The 15,800-nt window shown below is 56.7% G+C and carries 17 protein-coding genes; 7 read left to right on the plus strand and 10 right to left on the minus strand.

What is annotated here, in order from left to right; translation table 11 throughout:
• Positions 1–166 precede the first annotated feature (166 nt).
• Entirely contained in the window at positions 167–1,306 is a 1,140-nt protein-coding gene (locus tag C7433_RS05455) for a L,D-transpeptidase family protein (protein WP_006118563.1), read from the plus strand.
• A 115-nt stretch (positions 1,307–1,421) separates the two neighbouring features.
• On the opposite strand, the gene C7433_RS05460 is transcribed toward C7433_RS05455, so the two are convergent.
• Entirely contained in the window at positions 1,422–2,444 is a 1,023-nt protein-coding gene (locus tag C7433_RS05460) for a transporter (protein WP_110267759.1), read from the minus strand.
• 162 nt (positions 2,445–2,606) lie between these two features.
• On the opposite strand from C7433_RS05460, the gene C7433_RS05465 reads away from it, so the two are divergent.
• Both C7433_RS05465 and ppk2 read left to right on the plus strand, forming a co-directional pair.
• Complete coding sequence (locus tag C7433_RS05465; protein WP_006118524.1) at positions 2,607–4,211, plus strand: inorganic phosphate transporter; 1,605 nt, start codon at positions 2,607–2,609, stop codon at positions 4,209–4,211.
• Between the two features lie 14 nt (positions 4,212–4,225).
• A complete protein-coding gene (gene ppk2, locus C7433_RS05470; protein ID WP_039341492.1) occupies positions 4,226–5,143 on the plus strand; it encodes a polyphosphate kinase 2 in 918 nt (305 codons plus the stop codon).
• A gap of 12 nt (positions 5,144–5,155) precedes the next feature.
• Here ppk2 and dusC read toward each other — a convergent pair whose 3' ends face one another.
• The 3 genes from dusC to C7433_RS05485 form a co-directional block, all read right to left on the minus strand.
• A complete protein-coding gene (gene dusC / locus C7433_RS05475) occupies positions 5,156–6,160 on the minus strand; it encodes a tRNA dihydrouridine(16) synthase DusC (protein WP_052133227.1) in 1,005 nt (334 codons plus the stop codon).
• 2 nt (positions 6,161–6,162) lie between these two features.
• Positions 6,163–7,512 (minus strand): ATP-dependent RNA helicase RhlE, encoded by a 1,350-nt coding sequence (rhlE, locus tag C7433_RS05480; protein WP_033737723.1) that lies wholly within the window; start codon positions 7,510–7,512, stop codon positions 6,163–6,165.
• 224 nt (positions 7,513–7,736) lie between these two features.
• Positions 7,737–8,129 carry a YbhQ family protein gene (locus C7433_RS05485; protein WP_033737724.1) on the minus strand — a complete coding sequence of 131 codons (393 nt, stop codon included), beginning with the start codon at positions 8,127–8,129 and terminating at the stop codon, positions 7,737–7,739.
• A 177-nt stretch (positions 8,130–8,306) separates the two neighbouring features.
• On the opposite strand from C7433_RS05485, the gene C7433_RS05490 reads away from it, so the two are divergent.
• The 3 genes from C7433_RS05490 to C7433_RS05500 are packed head-to-tail and all read left to right on the plus strand — an operon-like array spanning position 8,307 to position 11,274.
• Complete coding sequence (locus tag C7433_RS05490; RefSeq protein ID WP_006118519.1) at positions 8,307–9,068, plus strand: endonuclease/exonuclease/phosphatase family protein; 762 nt, start codon at positions 8,307–8,309, stop codon at positions 9,066–9,068.
• The gene (gene clsB, locus C7433_RS05495) at positions 9,065–10,309 is read left to right on the plus strand and encodes a cardiolipin synthase ClsB (protein ID WP_110267760.1); all 1,245 of its coding nucleotides are present in this window, start codon (positions 9,065–9,067) and stop codon (positions 10,307–10,309) included. The genes C7433_RS05490 and clsB overlap by 4 nt, the downstream gene beginning before the upstream one ends.
• On the plus strand, positions 10,309–11,274 hold the full coding sequence (locus tag C7433_RS05500) for a lysylphosphatidylglycerol synthase domain-containing protein (protein WP_110267761.1): 966 nt from the start codon (positions 10,309–10,311) through the stop codon (positions 11,272–11,274). Before clsB ends, C7433_RS05500 begins: the two co-directional genes overlap by 1 nt.
• 37 nt (positions 11,275–11,311) lie before the next feature.
• Here C7433_RS05500 and C7433_RS05505 read toward each other — a convergent pair whose 3' ends face one another.
• Complete coding sequence (locus C7433_RS05505) at positions 11,312–12,019, minus strand: Bax inhibitor-1/YccA family protein (RefSeq protein WP_033737729.1); 708 nt, start codon at positions 12,017–12,019, stop codon at positions 11,312–11,314.
• Between the two features lie 95 nt (positions 12,020–12,114).
• Positions 12,115–13,209 (minus strand): DUF1615 domain-containing protein, encoded by a 1,095-nt coding sequence (locus tag C7433_RS05510; protein ID WP_110267762.1) that lies wholly within the window; start codon positions 13,207–13,209, stop codon positions 12,115–12,117.
• Between the two features lie 106 nt (positions 13,210–13,315).
• Between C7433_RS05510 and C7433_RS05515 the strand changes: the two genes are divergently transcribed.
• Complete coding sequence (locus C7433_RS05515) at positions 13,316–14,101, plus strand: OBAP family protein (protein ID WP_006118514.1); 786 nt, start codon at positions 13,316–13,318, stop codon at positions 14,099–14,101.
• On the opposite strand, the gene moaE is transcribed toward C7433_RS05515, so the two are convergent.
• From moaE to moaB, 4 genes are read right to left on the minus strand one after another with little or no spacing between them, the layout of a single operon-like run.
• Positions 14,098–14,550 (minus strand): molybdopterin synthase catalytic subunit MoaE, encoded by a 453-nt coding sequence (gene moaE / locus C7433_RS05520; RefSeq protein WP_058701075.1) that lies wholly within the window; start codon positions 14,548–14,550, stop codon positions 14,098–14,100. The two genes, C7433_RS05515 and moaE, sit on opposite strands and share 4 nt — an antisense overlap.
• Positions 14,551–14,796, minus strand: a complete 246-nt coding sequence (gene moaD / locus C7433_RS05525) for a molybdopterin synthase sulfur carrier subunit (RefSeq protein WP_006118512.1) — start codon at positions 14,794–14,796, stop codon at positions 14,551–14,553.
• Entirely contained in the window at positions 14,789–15,274 is a 486-nt protein-coding gene (gene moaC, locus C7433_RS05530; RefSeq protein WP_033737733.1) for a cyclic pyranopterin monophosphate synthase MoaC, read from the minus strand. Before moaC ends, moaD begins: the two co-directional genes overlap by 8 nt.
• Positions 15,275–15,276: 2 nt before the next feature.
• On the minus strand, positions 15,277–15,792 hold the full coding sequence (gene moaB, locus C7433_RS05535; protein ID WP_006118510.1) for a molybdenum cofactor biosynthesis protein B: 516 nt from the start codon (positions 15,790–15,792) through the stop codon (positions 15,277–15,279).
• Between the last annotated feature and the right edge of the window lie 8 nt (positions 15,793–15,800).

Below are 15,800 nucleotides of genomic sequence, written 5' to 3' on the forward strand. Positions count from 1 at the left end.
ACAAAGGCGGATAACGCAGGTAAGTCAGGTAAAGTATTTCGATGCGGTAAAAATCCTGATTCACAACATCAGTTTAATGAACATATAATGCGCAGCAGGTCATAGTGACCAGCATGGGTTCGATACATTGACAAGCCTGAAACATGGCGATAAAGACTTGTAAAATATGAAAAAAAGCATTCGCGCGTTCGCTTCACTTGCATTGGCTTTGGCGGCATTCAGTCAGTCAGCCCTTGCGGTTGTTTATCCCTTACCGCCGGCGAACAGCCGTCTGACCGGGCAAAACATTGAGATTACGATTCCTCAGGACAGTAAACTGCCTCTGGAAGCTTTTGCAGCACAGTTCCAGATGGGCCTCAGCAATATGCTGGAAGCCAATCCGGGTGTTGACGTTTATCTGCCTAAGCCTGGCAGCAAACTGATTATTCCTCAGCAGTTACTCCTGCCTGACGCCCCGCGTGAAGGCATCGTGATTAACAGTGCTGAAATGCGTCTTTATTACTACCCGAAAGGCTCGAAAACCGTGGTCGTTCTGCCTATCGGTATTGGTGAGCTGGGTAAAGATACGCCGCTGAACTGGACCACAACCGTTCAACGTAAAAAAGATGGCCCGACCTGGACGCCTACCAAAGCGATGCACGCTGAATATGCCTCACGTGGCGAAAATCTGCCGGCCGTGTTCCCGGCAGGCCCGGATAACCCAATGGGGCTGTATGCACTCTACATCGGGCGTCTGTACGCCATTCACGGCACCAACGCCAACTTTGGTATCGGCCTGCGCGTCAGCCACGGCTGTGTCCGCCTGCGTGCCGATGATATCAAATGGCTGTTCGATCACGTGCCAGTTGGCACGCGCGTGCAGTTTATCAACCAGCCGGTGAAAGCGTCTGTTGAGCCAGACGGTTCACGCTGGATGGAAGTGCATAATCCGCTGTCGACCACGGAAGAGCAGTTTAACTCTCGTGAACTGGTGCCGATTACGCTGACTCAGGCGGTTGGCAAAGTACTGGTAGACGGTAGCGTGAATCAGTCTCAGGTTGATAAGGCCATCCAGAACCGCTCTGGTATGCCTGTACAGGTTAATGCGCCAGAAAACAGCGTGGCCCCTGCGCCTGTTCCCTTCAACGAAGGTGAAGATGCTGAGCCGAAAGAAGAGCCCATGACGCCAGTGATGTCGCAGCCTGCTAACCCGGTCGCGGTCCAGTCAGAGCCCGCGCCGCAACAGGCTCAACCTGTGCAGCCTTCGCAGCCGCAGCCAGAGCAACCACAGCAGTCGCAACCTGCCCAGCCACAGCCGGCGCAGTAACATTCGCCTGTTACGGGCCAGCCATTCAGGCCCGGTCGTCAGGTCAGTGAAAAGCCAGCGTTGGCGATAGCCACGCTGGCTTTTTTATTGGTCACGGGCTCCACTGTCAACACCACTATCTGGACGGACGGCGAAAACTCAGCCAGCCGGCCAGCAGCGTGAAGGCCAGGACGATCAGAACCAGCAGTAAAAACCCGTGCGGGTTCGACGCCAGCGGAATGCCGCCCACGTTCATACCAAAAAATCCCGCCACAATGTTAATCGGCAGTGCAAGCACCGTAATCACGGTCAGCAGATAAAGTGTCCGGTTACTCTGCTCCATCAACCGTGCTGCAATTTCCTCCTGCAGCAGACGGATGCGCTCCATCAGGCTGGCCAGGTCGTTCAGCACCACGCTAAATTCTTCCGTGAACGCCCGCAGCTCGCGGAGCGTGTCGCGGTTGAGCCAGGCGGGTGGGCGGTTAAGCAACCGGAACAGCGCCGCCGGTTCGGGTGCCAGCAGGCGCTGAATGCGCAGCAGCATGCGCCGGTAATGCCCCAGCTCACTGCGATTGGCCTTGATTGCCGGACTTAATAAACGCTCTTCAATGTTATCGACTACCTGGCTGATGCGACGCACCACCATTTCCAGCTGCAACTCCTGTTCACCGAGCAGGTAAAGTAACAGGGCCTCCGCACTGGGAAAATTATGCTTCGCCAGCCCCTGCTGCATCTTTTCGATCATCACTGACGAGCGATAACGTGCGCTCACGACCAGATTATGACGGCACCAGATCCACAGGGTCGCATTTTGCGTACTGCGATTTTCCTGGCTCAGCGTGACGTCGTTCAGTACCGCCAGCAGGGCATTGCTTTGTTCCGCTAACCGGGTGCGCGGCGAGGCGGAATGAATCTCGTCAAAAAAATCATCATCAACCTGAAAGTGGCCCTGCACCCAGTGCTGTGCCCGCGCGTGATTCAGATTGATATGTAACCAGAGAAAGCCTTCTTCAGGAGGGTGTTCACCGAGTTTTACCGCTTCACGGGCATTCAGGCGTTGAGGGAGGGCATCAGGAGAAAAGCGATAACCATGGATGAGTCCGGCCACATCATCATCAAAATCACGTTTTTGTGGGGTGAGAACAACGTCTGTCGCCATGGCAATCCTGTCAGCATCATCAATTAAGATCCACAGCCTGCTGAAGTTTTGTTACAGCAAAATGACCTGTGCCGCCTGGATCATTTTTTTGTCATAAAAAGCGGGTATCACACAGCGTTAACCAGATGTAACTCCGCATCTGCATCCGCTAAGAGGTACGGCATGAGCGAAAACAGTTTATCCTCTTCAGGCACGACGCAGGGACGTCCCGATTTCAACGGCAAAGGCAGCCGCGCAACCAAAACGGCTTTTTATGTACTGTTAATAGCCGGTCTGGCCTTTGCCGGATTTAATCTGTTTCACGATGTGGAAAAAACTAACACGCCCGTCACCAGTTATGTGCCTTTCTTTCTGCTCGGCCTGGCGCTGCTGATTGCGCTGGGCTTTGAATTCGTTAACGGGTTTCACGATACCGCCAACGCGGTCGCTACGGTGATCTACACGCATTCGCTGACGCCCGGTGCGGCCGTCGTCTGGTCAGGGCTGTGCAACTTTCTTGGCGTGATGCTTTCCAGCGGCGTGGTCGCGTTTGGCATTATTTCGCTTCTGCCCGTCGAACTCATCCTGCAGGCCAGCAGCGGCAACGGCTTTGCCATGATTTACGCCCTGCTGTTCTCGGCGATTATCTGGAATCTGGGCACCTGGTACTTTGGCCTGCCCTCGTCGTCGTCACATACTTTAATTGGCTCGATTATTGGCGTGGGTGTGGCGAATGCGATGTTGCATGGTCGCAGTGGCCTGAGTGGCGTTGACTGGGATCAGGCGCTGAAGGTCGGCTATGCCTTACTGCTCTCGCCCGTCGTGGGCTTCGTCTGCGCCGCCCTGCTGCTGTGGGCCATGAAGCTGTTGATTCGTAACCGCCAGTTGTACGAAGCCCCGCACAGCAACGAGCCGCCGCCGGTCTGGATTCGTGGCCTGCTGATTCTGACCTGCACCGGCGTCTCCTTTGCTCACGGGTCGAATGACGGGCAGAAAGGGATGGGACTCATCATGCTGATCCTGGTCGGCACCATGCCCATCGCCTATGCACTGAACCGTTCACTTCCGCCCGAGCAAATCCCGCGCGTTGCCGCACTGAGTGACGTGACGGCGCGCCAGTTACTGCATATTCAACCGGCCGCCACGCCCGCCCCGGATTCACGCAATGTGTTGACGGCCTTTGTCAGCACTGACACGGTCAATCCGAACGTCTTGCCCGCGCTTGGCATGACGTTACGGGATATCAGCGACCAGATTCGCCGCTACGGCTCGATGGACAATATTCCGGCCCAGTCCGTGACCAATACCCGCAATCAAATGTACCTGGCCGCAGAATCGATCAAGCACCTGCAAACCGCCCATGTCTCGCTCCCCGATGAGACGGCACGTAACCTGAAGGCGGTGAAAACAGAGCTGGACAGCGCCACACGCTTTATTCCGATGTGGGTGAAGGTGGTGGTGGCAATCGCGTTGGGGCTGGGCACCATGGTGGGCTGGCGACGTATTGTGGTCACCGTGGGTGAGCGCATCGGCAAAACCCATCTGACCTATGCGCAAGGGGCCAGCGCCGAACTGGTGGCGATGGCGACCATCGGCGCGGCCGATGCCTTTGGTCTGCCGGTCTCCACGACGCATGTGCTCTCATCAGGCGTGGCGGGCACCATGGCGGCGAACCGCTCTGGCCTGCAGATGTCCACCCTGCGCAATCTTGCCGTCGCCTGGATATTGACGCTGCCGGTCTCGATTTTACTTTCTGCCCTGCTCTACGGGCTGTTCATTCATATCTGACCAGGTGAATTGTCATGGCAACACACGACAACAGTTTCAATCGCGACGCTTTTAATCAGCGTTTAATGCAGGAGTTCTATGACAGCTACGACGAAGAGCTGGAGCTGGAGCTCGACGATCTGCGCTTTAGCGAGGCCGCGCCCACGGGCAGCGATGAAAAAGCCTGGCGCCGTCGTTATTTTCGCGAGCTGCTGCAGTTGCAGGGCGAGCTGGTGAAGCTACAGGACTGGGTAATGCGCACCGGCCATCGGCTGGTCATTCTGTTTGAGGGCCGCGATGCGGCCGGTAAAGGAGGCGTGATTAAGCGCATTACGCAACGCCTTAATCCGCGCACCTGCCGGGTGGCTGCGCTGCCCGCGCCCAACGATCGTGAAAAAACCCAGTGGTACTTTCAGCGTTATATCGCGCATCTGCCCGCCGCGGGCGAGATGGTGCTGTTCGACCGCAGCTGGTACAACCGGGCAGGCGTGGAGCGCGTCATGGGATTTTGCAGTGATGCCGACGTGGCGGAGTTTTATCGCAGCGTGCCCGAGTTTGAAAAAATGCTGACCCGCAGCGGGATTCAAATCATTAAGTACTGGTTTTCGATCACGGACGAGGAGCAGGAGCTGCGCTTCATGAGCCGTATCCACGATCCCCTCAAGCAGTGGAAGCTCAGCCCAATGGATCTGGAAAGCCGCCGCCGTTGGGAAGATTACACGGAAGCAAAAGAAGAGATGCTGAGCCGCACCCATATTCAGGAAGCCCCCTGGTGGGTTGTTCAGGGCGTAGACAAGAAACGGGCGCGCCTTAACTGCATCAGCCACCTTTTGCAGCAGGTGCCTTATGAAGCCGCCCCACACGACGAAATCATTCTGCCGCCGCGTGAACGCTCACAGGACTACCACCGCAACGAGGTGCCGGAAAATATGATCGTGCCAGAAAAGTATTGATCGCGTGCGCGGCTAAGCGCCGCGCTGTCCCGCTCTCACTTCCGGTGAGGCTGAAGAGAACTGACAGGTCTGCCGCTGTAATGCCGCATAGCGGTCAATCGCCGTAGCAATATCGGCTGAGGTTTTTAAGGCGCGAATCTCAGCGAACAGCTCACCCGCTTCGACGTAGGCTTTACGCAAATAGCCCAGCCACTGTTTGATACGTGCGACATGGTACATGCCCGTATCACCCTGTTTTTCAAGCCGGGTATATTGTTGCAGGAGCACCACCACCTCCGGCCAGGCCATGGGCGCATCATTGTATTTGACGACCCGGCTCAGGTTAGGCACGTTAAGCGCACCACGCCCAATCATCACCGCATCACAGCCTGTGATTCGCAGACAATCCTGGGCGCTTTGCCAGTCCCAGATTTCGCCATTCGCGATAACCGGAATAGACAGTCGCCGACGAATCTCGCCAATCGCCTGCCAGTTAATAGCCTCAGCACGGTAGCCGTCTTCTTTGGTACGGCCGTGGACGACCAGTTCGCTGGCACCTGCCTGCGCTACCGCATCCGCAATTTCCATGCTGCGGGCGCTGGAATCCCAGCCCAGGCGCACCTTAACCGTAACGGGCAAGGAGTCAGGTACAGCTGCCCGCATGGCTTTGGCCGCGCGGTAGATTAAGTCGGGATCTTTTAACAGCGTCGCCCCGCCGCCGCTGCCGTTGACCAGCTTCGACGGGCAACCGCAGTTCAGATCCACGCCCCACGAGCCCAGCTCAACCGCGCGGGCCGCGTTTTCCGCCAGCCACTCGGGATGCTGCCCCAGCAGTTGCAGACGAACCAGCGTACCCGACGGCGTCCGGCTGGCATGATGCAGTTCGGGACAAAGGCGATAGAAGGATTTTACCGGCAGCAGTTGGTCGACGACGCGCAAAAATTCCGTGATGCACAAATCGTAGTCGTTGACGTCCGTCAACAGCTGGCGCACCAGAGAATCCAGTACGCCCTCCATGGGTGCCAGTAAAACCCGCATGATCAGACGTTTCCGCTGCGTTTCGGCGCGGGCCGACGTGGACGAGACGCAGGCTTGTCAGACTGGCCCGCTGCGGGTCCCTGACGACGCGGCTGCGCACGCTTGTCCCCTTGAGGACGCGCCGCGCCGGCACCTTGTCCGCCCTGCCCCCGACCACGGCCGCGTGAAGACGGTGACTGGCGGCCGTTCACAATCGGTTCCGCTTTGATGCTGGGATCCGGCTCATAGCCCGGCACAGCCAGTCGTGGAATTTCACGCTTCAGCAAGCGCTCAATATCACGCAACAGTTTGTGTTCGTCGACGCAAACCAGCGACAGCGCTGCACCCGTTGCGGCGGCACGACCGGTACGCCCAATGCGGTGTACGTAGTCTTCAGGCACGTTTGGCAATTCATAGTTCACGACGTGCGGCAGTTCTTCAATATCCAGACCGCGGGCCGCGATATCCGTCGCAACCAGCACACGAATCGCGCCGGATTTGAAGTCGGCCAGTGCACGGGTACGTGCGCCCTGACTCTTGTTACCGTGGATGGCGGCGGCCGTAATGCCGTCTTTACCCAGCTGTTCGGCAAGGTGATTGGCACCGTGCTTGGTGCGGGTAAAGACCAGCACCTGCTGCCAGTTACCTTCGCCAATCAGCTGAGACAGCAGTTCCCGCTTGCGCTTTTTGTCAACAAAATGCACCTGCTGAGAAACCTGCTCAGACGCGGTATTGCGGCGCGCGACTTCAACCTGCTCCGGGTTGTGCAGCAGTTTTTCTGCCAGGGTTTTGATCTCATCTGAGAACGTCGCCGAGAACAGCAGGTTCTGACGTTTAGCTGGCAGTTTGGCCAGTACGCGGCGGATATCGTGGATAAAGCCCATATCAAGCATGCGATCCGCTTCATCCAGTACCAGCACTTCAACCTGAGACAGGTCAACGGCGTTTTGATGAGCCAGATCCAGTAAACGGCCCGGCGTGGCCACCAGAATATCGACGCCGCCGCGCAGCTTCATCATCTGCGGGTTGATGCTGACGCCGCCAAACACCACCAGCGAACGCAGCGGAAGATATTTGCTGTAGTCGCTGACGTTTTCACCGACCTGAGCGGCCAGTTCACGGGTCGGTGTCAGAATTAGCGCGCGCACCGGACGACGGCCGCGCACTGTTCCGGTATTCTCGGACAGTTTCTGTAATAAAGGTAAGGTAAACCCGGCGGTTTTGCCGGTGCCGGTCTGGGCGCTTGCCAGCAGATCGCGGCCGGACAGCACAACAGGAATCGCCTGGCGCTGAACAGGCGTCGGTTCGCTGTAGCCCTGCTCAGCTACCGCACGCAGAATATCGGCACTCAGGCCGAGAGAGTCAAAAGACATGACGAGTATTACTCCGGTCCACTCTGACCGCGTTTGGCGGTGTAGTTTTCAGAGGGATAGTGACGCCAGCTGAGGCTGACGCGTGAAAAGGGTGCAAACTACGATGCATAAGCGGCGGAGTGTAACAGCTTTACCGCCCCTGTGCGAGATAGCTCACAATTGATTACATATCTCCCAACGACAAAAGCCACCTTGCGGTGGCTTTTTTAGCGCGACAGCCTGATTCAGCTGCGTTTTTTCTCAATGCGTCCTGCCGGCTCTTTCGCCAGCAACGACACCAGCGCGGGCCCCAACAACATCACCACGCCAAGGCTGGCTAACAGTAAGTTGTTGTGGAAAATGCGCGACACCAGGAACAGCGTCATCATCGCGGCACCGAAATAGTACGTGGTGGTCGCTTCTTCCAGGTAATCACCCAGGGTACGTAAACGGGCACTACGCTGCGTGATCAGCATGGCGATAAACACCGCTGCATAGGCCACCACCAGGGTACTGCACACTTCGACCAGTGCTTTATGTTTCCAGCCCCAGACCAGTGCGGCAATCACCAGCAGGTGCATCGCGATGTGGGCCCAGGTTTGACCGGTAATAATTTGAAAGCGATTCGACAATTTCATTTCTCTCTCCTGCAGACCTGGCACGTTGCACAAATGCAACCGTAACCGGCCAGGGACGGTTTCTCAATGTAAAGCAAATTTCAGATAACGCCCTAATTATTCCTCTTCTTCACCCTCCATTTGTGACAAAGACTACACTTTGTTGTTGATGAAGATGAAAAGGAGCGCGTCGCGAGTATGCCACAAATCAAGCAAGGATTTTCATTTAAAGTCCTGACGATTAATACCCATAAAGGTTTTGCCCCGTTTAACCGACGCTTCATCTTGCCCGAATTGCGTGAAGCGGTGCGCGCAACGTCAGCAGATATCGTCTTTTTGCAGGAGGTGATGGGAACCCATGACATTCACCCTCTGCAACATGAAAACTGGCCTGATACCTCCCACTACGAGTTTCTGGCCGACACGATGTGGAACGATTTTGCCTATGGGCGCAATGCGGTTTACCCGGAGGGACATCATGGCAATGCCGTGCTGTCGCGTTTTCCCATTGCTGAGTACGACAATCGCGATGTTTCAATTGCCGGGAGCGAAAATCGCGGCATGTTGCATTGCCAGCTTACCCTGCCCGATGGCCGGGGCACGCTGCATGTCATCTGTGTGCACCTGGGGCTGAAAGAGGCGCACCGTCGTGCCCAGTTGGCGATGTTAAACGACATGGTGATGGCGTTACCCGCTGACGCACCTGTCGTCGTCGCCGGTGACTTTAACGACTGGCAGGGGCGAGCCAACAACATACTGCAAAAAGGGGCGGGACTAAAAGAGGTCTTTAGCCTGAAAAGCGGACGACCTGCGCGGACGTTTCCGGCACGCTTTCCCCTTCTGCGACTGGATCGTATTTACGTGCGCAATGCGACGATCAGTCAACCCTGGGCATTGCCGCGTAAACCCTGGTCACACCTTTCCGATCACGCGCCGCTGGCGGTGGAGATCCATCTATGAATTTTGAGTGGCAAGACGGCAACAAACTGCGCCTGCTGGAAAACGGGGACGCATTTTTCCCCCGGGTATTTGGCGCGATTGCACGTGCCGAACACAGCGTACTGCTGGAAACCTTTATCCTGTTCGAAGACGATGTGGGCAACGCCCTGCACAAGGTGTTGCTGGCGGCGGCGCAGCGCGGCGTCAAGGTCGAAATGATGGTCGATGGCTACGGCTCCTCCGAGCTGTCCCAGAGTTATGTCAATAGTCTGACGCAGGCGGGCGTGCGCTTTATCTATTACGATCCGCGTCCGCTGATCATGGGCATGCGAACTAACGTCTTTCGCCGTCTGCACCGTAAAACTGTGGTCGTGGACGGCGTTATTGCCTTTGTCGGCGGCATCAACTTTTCCGCCGAGCACTACACGGATTTTGGCCCGGAAGCCAAACAGGATTATACCGTGGAGGTCAAAGGTCCGGTGGTCGCCGACATTACCCGCTACCTGCAAGAGGCGATTGGCAGTCAGGCCACCACTCGCCGCTGGTGGGGACAGCGTTCACATCGTCCGGCCAAAAACACTCTGCCCGGCGATGCGCAGGTCCTGTTTGTCTATCGCGACAACGATCAGCACCGGGATGATATTGAGCAGCATTATCTGGACATGCTGCGCAACGCCAAACAGGACGTCATTATCGCCAATGCCTACTTTTTCCCTGGCTACCGTTTGCTTAAGGAGATGCGCAATGCGGCACAGCGCGGCGTACGTGTGCGACTGATTGTGCAGGGTGAGCCGGATATGCCGATTGTGAAAGTGGGCGCTGAGCTGCTTTATAACTATCTGGTGGATGCGGGCGTGGAAGTCTATGAATATTGCCGCCGACCGCTGCATGGCAAAGTGGCGGTGAAAGATCAGCAGTGGGCTACCGTTGGCTCAAGCAATCTCGACCCCTTGAGTTTGTCCCTCAATCTTGAAGCCAACCTGATCATTCACGATCGCAACTTTAACCAGACATTACGCGATAATCTTGAGCATTTACTGGCTGAAGACTGTCAGCGCGTGGAAGAGGATAAATTGCCACCACGCACCTGGTGGCAGCTGACGAAAGGCGTTGTCGTGTTCCACTTTCTGCGTCACTTCCCGGCTATCGCCGGCTGGTTACCGGCGCATACGCCAAAGCTGGCTCAGGTGGATCCGCCGGTTCAGCCCGAAATGGAGACGCAAGATCGCGTCGAAGCCAACAATGAAGGAGCCAATTCCTGATGGCAAACACGCACCCACGCTGGAAACTGGCAAAAAAAATCCTGACCGGGCTCTTCTTCGTCGCCGTCATTGTGCTGCTGGTGATCTATGCACGCAAAGTGAACTGGGATGACGTCTATAAGGTCATTGTTAACTACAACCGCTTTGTGGTGCTGACCGCGGCGGCACTGGTTATCGTCAGTTATCTGGTTTACGGCTGCTACGACCTGATTGGTCGGGCCTACTGTGGTCATAAGCTGGCCAAACGTCAGGTGATGCTGGTGTCATTTATCTGCTACGCCTTTAATCTGACGCTGAGTACCTGGGTTGGCGGTGTCGCTATGCGCTACCGGCTCTATTCGCGGCTCGGCCTGGACAGTGCGACGATTACGCGCATTTTCTCCCTCAGCATCGCCACTAACTGGCTGGGCTACATCCTGCTGGCGGGCGTGATCTTCAGTGCAGGCCTGGTTCCGATTCCCGGCGGCTGGTTTATCGGCGAAACCACACTACGGCTTATTGGTGCCGCGCTGCTGGTGCTCGTTGTGTTTTATCTCTGGGCCTGCGCGTTTTCTAAACGTCGTCGCTGGAAAGTGAAAGGGCAAACCCTGCAGTTGCCTTCCCTGCGCATGGCGCTGTTTCAGTTTGCCGTCTCCTGCGCCAACTGGCTGGTTATGGGCACGATTATCTGGCTGTTGCTGGGCCGGGATGCCGGTTATCCCATGGTGCTGGGCGTACTGTTAATCAGTAGTATCGCAGGCGTAATTATTCATATTCCGGCGGGGATTGGGGTGCTAGAAGCGGTATTCGTGGCGCTGCTGAGCGGCGAGAACCTTTCACACGGGACCATCATCGCCGCGCTGCTGGCTTACCGCGTGCTGTACTTCATTTTGCCGTTGCTCCTGGCACTGGTGCTGTATCTGGGGCTGGAGAGCCGCGCGAAACATATGCGCCATAAGAATGAGCAGAAGCTACAAAAATCGTAGTAAACGGCTGCTCTGGTTCACCAGAGCAGCCTGTTTTTTAACGGCGGTTGCCAAAAATACGCAGCAGCATCAGGAACAGGTTGATGAAATCAAGATAGAGCGTCAGCGCGCCCATAATTGAGTAGCGGCGCAGGTTTTCCGTGTCACGCGCATCAATCTGCTCACCGATATTTTTCAGTTTCTGCGTGTCATACGCGGTCAGACCGACAAACACCACCACACCGATGTAGGTAATGGCCCACATCAATGCCGGGCTTTTCAGCCAGAAGTTCACCAGCGAGGCCAGCAGAATACCAATCAGCGCCATAAACAGCAGACTGCCCAGGCGGCTTAAATCACGTTTTGTGGTGTAGCCGTAGAACGTCATGGCACCAAACATCCCGGCCGTGACGAAGAACGTGCTGGCAATGGACGAATAAGTGTACACCAGAAAGATACTGGCCATGGTCAGCCCGGTCAGGGCCGAATAGAGCATGAATAACCCCGTCGCCACGGCCCCGCTCAGGCGATGCACCATACCTGAGAGGAAGAACACCAGCGCCAGTTGCACAATGATCAGGCCGAAGAAGGTGATGCGATTTGCAAACACCAGCTCCATCACCGCCGGTGTGCGCGCGGCAAACCAGGAGACGAAGGCAGTGAGTAACAAACCACAGGTCATCCAGCCATAAACCTGTGCCATATAAGCCTGCAACCCACGAGATGCAGGCTGAACTATTGAATCATTCTGTGGATATCGGTCCATGATGCACCTCTTGTTAAACAAATGTGTTGTGCCCCAAAACGGGCTGTCTGAGTAAGTGTGGCACAGCTCTGTTCAACTGTGCCACAACGCCGTACTTATCGACGTGACAGGCACTGCTGATAACGACTGTCGACGCGTTGAGCAAACCACGCCGTGGTTAAATTGCGGGTAATTTTAGGACTTTCAAGTCTGATGCCCGGCAACATTTCCCGTGGCAAAGGCTTTCCGGCCATCTTGTCTGCCAGCGTAAAAACCTGCTTCCACAGATCGCTGTCGCTGAAGTCCGCCTTTTCGCCCCGCTCCAGATCGTGGCGGATTTCGCGGTTGCTCATATCAATGCGTTTCGCCAGCGTCCGCACCGCCAGCTCCGTCGATCCTGGCGTGTCCGAACCATACTGAATCAGATCGCCATCCAGCGCCAGCTTCATCCCTGTCGCGCGGGCTACCGCCGCCTGGAACGCCGCATTGCGGCTGGCGTACCAGCCCGCATTGTAGTCCGCGAACCGGTAAAGCGGCTTGCTGTAGTCAGCCGGATAGCCCAGCAGGTGCATTGTGCCGAAATAGACGCCGCCATGACGCGTGAAAACTTCACGGCGAATGGAACCGTCAACCGGCCATGGATAGCCTTTGGCATGGGCTTCTGCAAACGCAATACTCACCTGCATCGGTCCGCCGGTATGAACAGGGTTGAGGTTGCCAAACAGCTTCTGCCCCATGGGCACCATCTCAATAAAGTCGTCGAAAATGGCGCTCAGATCTTTTTCACTTTTCGCCTTATCCAGCCGCGCAGCGTAGCTTTCGCCATTACTGGACTTGATTAACAGCGCGGTGCGCACTAAAAACGCCGGAACATGCACCTTCGCCGCCCGGCGGTCGATCTCCTCCCAGGCGATTTTTGCCATACCGGGTACGGTGCCGTTGGCGTCAAATCCTGACTCCTGACCCGCCACCGCAATAACCGCGCACAAATTACTGTCGCTGGCGGCCAGCCCCTGGGTACGGAACGACGTATAGATATCGTCAGCCCAGCCTGATTTATCGCTGACACCGGCGGGCAGCAGGCGCTGAATCTGCGCTTTGACATCCTCAGGTTGCCTGGCGGGCGCTTCTGGTGTTTTTTTGCTGCTACAGCCCGCCAGTATCAGGATAGCGAGCAACGTCAGGCGTTTGGGGAATGAAATGAATGACATACCTGTCCTCTGAGGCAAAAAGAGTAGCTTAACACTGCGCCGCTTCGCAGGGCAGATGCGATGATATGAACTAAGGTTATCTCTTTTCACGAAAAAGGGATGTTTTATGTCAAAACGCTGGACACTTATCGCACTGAGCCTGCTGCTGGCCGGCTGCGGCGGCAATAACACACCGGCTCAGGTCAGTTCGCCGGGCGCCCCCACTTCACCGACGCTAAAAGCGCTGGACAGCGGCGCGGCCGTGCTGCAGTCCCGCCCGCCCATTGATGCGATCAATGCCTATCTGGATGGTTTTCATTTCTATAACGGCGACAAGAACGGCCAGATGGAAGCCCATCACTATGTGACGGTCCTGAATGATGATGTGATGCAGGCGGTGATTTATGACGGTAATACGCGCGATGCGCGCCTGATGGGCGTGGAATATATTATCAGTGAGCGCCTGTACCGCACCCTGCCCGCCGAAGAGAAAAAACTGTGGCACAGTCATCAGTACGAGGTGAAATCCGGTTCACTGGTCGCGCCCGGCCTGCCGGCCGTCGCAGAAAAAGCGCTGATGACGCGCATCGTCAACACGTACGGGAAAACCTGGCATACCTGGCACACCGACCGCGACAAGCAACTGCCCATTGGCATTCCGGCGCTGATGATGGGCTTTACCGCCGACGGGCAAATGGATGCGCGCTTGCTGGCCGATCGCGACCGCCGTTTTGACATCGACAGTCAAAAAATTCGTGCTGAACGGGCGGATATCGTCGCACATCCCGTGGTGCCCGGCGCCAATGCCTGGCAGGACGGTGACGTTATTCAGCTTCGGCGAGGACAAGGCGGCGGTGAACACGCGCACGGCAACACGCAGTTTGCTCCCGCCGAACAGCGTGGTACGCCTTAATCCCAGCGCTGCGCAGCCTCGTGATCGCTGCTGCGTGCATCGACCCAGCGATCGCCCTGCCCGGTGGTTTCCCGTTTCCAGAACGGGGCGCGGGTTTTCAGGTAATCCATGATGAATTCCGCAGCGGCAAAGGCGCTGCTGCGGTGCGCACTGGTGACGCCGACAAAGACAATCTCATCGCCGGGAAACAGTTCACCAATGCGGTGGATGACAGAGACGCGCTGAAGCGGCCAGCGCTGGCGCGCCTCGTCAGTAATTTCCTGCAGTGCCTTCTCGGTCATACCGGGATAATGTTCCAGCGTCAGGGCCGCAACATCATCGCCCAGGTTGTGATTGCGCACTTTGCCCGTGAACGTGACAACCGCGCCGTCTGCGTCGCACCCTGCCAGCCACTGGTATTCCTGCGCCATCGCAAAGGGCGCGGGACCGACCCGAATTTGCGTGTCCATTTATCCTCCGGTAACGGGTGGGAAAAAGGCGACTTCATCGCCGTCCTGTAAAGGGTGCGTCATGGGGCGTAGCGTCTGGTTAACCGCCGCCAGTAATCGTTCGCTGTCGAGCGCCAGCGCCCAGCGTTCGCCCTGCTGAGACAACGCTGTCCGCAGCGCCGCGACGTCGGGATAGTCGGCGGCCAGCGTCAGCGAGTCCGTGCCCACCAGCTCCCGCACCTGCGCAAAAAACAGTACCTTAATCATGGGCTGCCGCCTGAAAATCGCCGCTTTTGCCGCCGCTTTTATGCAGCAGGCGCAGCCGATCAATCACGATATCTTTCTGGACGGCTTTGCACATGTCATAGATGGTCAGCGCCGCCACGGAAGCCGCCGTCAGGGCTTCCATTTCTACCCCGGTTTTCCCCGTCAGCCGACACAGCGAGGTGATGCGAACCCGGTTCAATTCGGGTTCCGCGACCAGGTTGATCTCCACTTTGCTCAGCATAAGCGGATGACAGAGTGGGATCAGTTCCCAGGTGCGTTTTGCCGCCTGAATACCGGCAATGCGCGCTGTGGCGAACACATCACCCTTGTGGTGACGGCCTTCCATGATCATCTGTAACGTTTCTGGCTTCATCAGTACCAGCACGTCGGCCTGCGCTTCGCGTACCGTATCGTCTTTGGTGGAAACATCCACCATGTGGGCTTCGCCCGCGGCGTTGATGTGGGTAAGTTGTGACATGCTTAAAGCTTCTTTAAATGAGTGACAAAATTGCAGGGACGCGTACGCGCATCCAGTTGGTCAGCGATGATGCGTTCCCACGCGGTGGTACAGGCTGACGTTGAGCCCGGGACCGCAAAGATCAACGTCTGGTTAGCCAGACCGGCCACCGCACGGGACTGCAATGTCGAGCCGCCAATGTCTTCGTAAGACACCATGCGGAACAGCTCGCCAAAGCCGTCAATCTCCCGATCGAACAACGGCAGCAGCGCCTCAGGCGTGCTGTTTTTCGCATTGAAGCCGGTGCCGCCATTAATAATGACCACCTGGACATCTTCACTGGCGATCCAGCGCGACACAATCGCGCGAATACGGTAAACATTGTCGGGAACAATGGCGTGATCGATCACGCTGTGGCCCGCCTCGGCTGCCGCTTCACGCAGATAATCGCCGGAGGTATCGCTGCTGGCATCACGGCTGTCAGAGACCGTCAGCATAGCGAGCTGTAACGGTTGAAACGTGCTGGCTGATTTGCCCATGTCTGCTC

The sequence above is a fragment of the Pantoea sp. PNA 03-3 genome (genome assembly GCF_003201175.1).
GTDB lineage: Bacteria > Pseudomonadota > Gammaproteobacteria > Enterobacterales > Enterobacteriaceae > Pantoea > Pantoea stewartii.